Raw genomic sequence first — 1732 nt, forward strand, 5'->3', positions numbered from 1 at the left:
AGACTTTGCAGCCTCGCTGCCCGAAGCCCCGGCTGCCGTTCCCGCTGTCTTGAAGACGATCGTCACCCCTCTGCCCGAGGTAGTGCCGCCCAGCGTGGACACGCCGTTCTTGGCCTTGAGCTGCGGCGCCACCTTCAGGCTATAGCTGGCGCCGGACTTCAGCGGGTCGACCGGCTCTACAAATACCGCCTGCCGCTGGTCAAAGTTAATCGTATCGTCAATCTTGGTGACCTCGATGGGGACGCTTGCCCCTTTGGCATCCATCAGGGTGAAGCATTCCCGGTTGATGCCCCATACGGTGCTGTTCACAATATTTTTGTCGAACAGCAGCCTCATCTTCGCCTTAAGCGGCACATCCTCCGAATCGATGATACTCGCGCCGCCCTCCACCAGCGAAGCCGAAACGAAGCTTAGCGGCTTGGCGCCGGGCGAGCCCTCCGACGGTCCCGTTCCGTCGCCGTTGTCCGCCCAGGCCGCCTGCGGAATCGCCAGCAGCAGGACAAGCGCAACCAGCAGCGCCCGCAACACGGATCGGCGGCTCCATTTTCCAAGTACAACCATCCTTATCCCACCTCTTCTATTTAAAGCATTCCTTTCGTTCGAGCCAGCGCGAGCAGCGCCAGCATGCCCATAACGATCCATGAAATCCGGTCCGCCCGGCCGCAGCGAAGTCCCTTGGTCCTTGTGGGATGAACTCCCCCCGAGTAGCAGCGGGCCTCCATCGCCACAGCCAAATCCCCCGCCCGCTGCAAGGAAGCGGCCAGCAGCGGGATCAGCACTGCGGACATGCTCTTGATCCGGACCGACGCCTTGCGGGAATGCAGCGGCGCGCCCCGCGAACGCTGCGCCCGGGACACCATCGCCGCCTCCTCGTTAATCACCGGCACAAACCGGAGAGCCAGCGTGATAAGCATGGCGAACTTGTGCACCGGTAGACCGATTCCCGCTAAAGGGGACAGCAGCTTCTCGATCCCCGAAGCCAGCCGGATCGGCGGCGTGGTCATCGTCAGCAGAAAGGAGCTGAACAGCAGCACCAGCAGCCTTAAGACGGTAATTCCGCCTTTGACGACGCCCTCTCGGGCAATATCGACACCGGCAACCTCAAACCATACCGTCCCTTCCGTAAGTGCACATTGGAAGATGAAGGACAGCCCCAGAAGCAGCCATAGCCCGCGCATTCTCCTGATAATCCGGTCCAGCCGGATATGGGCGAGCCAATACGCGCCTATAAGAAGAACCGCCGCGCCAGCAACGATGACGGCATCATAGCCGAGCAGAATCGAGCTGGCCAGAAGCAGGCAGCCGATCAACTTGGTTCGGGGGTCCAGACGGTGAATGACTGTATTCCCTTCTATGTAACGACCCGGCTTTATCCCTCTCATTGCTCTCCCCCTCGACAAGCTGCCAGATTTCTTCCAGGGCTTCCTCCCGGGTAACCGCGTCGCCGCCTGCGGACACTCCCAGCTCCCTTAGCCGCCGGAGCACCTGCAGCCATTCCGGCAGCAGGAAGGAGGACGCGCCTCGGCCGAGCTGCTGCCGGATCACCTCCCTGGCCGTTCCCCACACGGCAAGCCGCCCTTCCTCCAGAACGGCAATCTTGTCCGCCAGCGCCAGCACTTCCTGAATGCTGTGGGAAATCATAATAACCGTAGTGCCCGAGTCCGTCTGCAGTTGCTTGACCTGCCGCAGAATGCTCTGCCGTCCCGGGCCGTCAAGCCCCGCCGTCGGCTCC

2 protein-coding genes and 1 pseudogene are annotated in these 1732 nt (G+C 61.8%); all 3 read right to left on the bottom strand.

What is annotated here, in order from left to right; translation table 11 throughout:
* Positions 1–561: Ig-like domain-containing domain (locus tag L692_RS0119205; protein ID WP_025701687.1), on the bottom strand; the 561-nt coding region annotated here is incomplete at its 3' end.
* Between the two features lie 20 nt (positions 562–581).
* Positions 582–1382 carry an energy-coupling factor transporter transmembrane component T family protein gene (locus tag L692_RS0119210; RefSeq protein WP_025701688.1) on the bottom strand — a complete coding sequence of 267 codons (801 nt, stop codon included), beginning with the start codon at positions 1380–1382 and terminating at the stop codon, positions 582–584.
* Positions 1264–1732, bottom strand: a pseudogene (locus tag L692_RS33020) (hypothetical protein); the annotation flags it as partial. The gene L692_RS0119210 and the pseudogene L692_RS33020, both read right to left, overlap by 119 nt.

The sequence above is a fragment of the Paenibacillus forsythiae T98 genome, assembly GCF_000520735.1.
Classification (GTDB): Bacteria; Bacillota; Bacilli; order Paenibacillales; family Paenibacillaceae; genus Paenibacillus_AQ; species Paenibacillus_AQ forsythiae.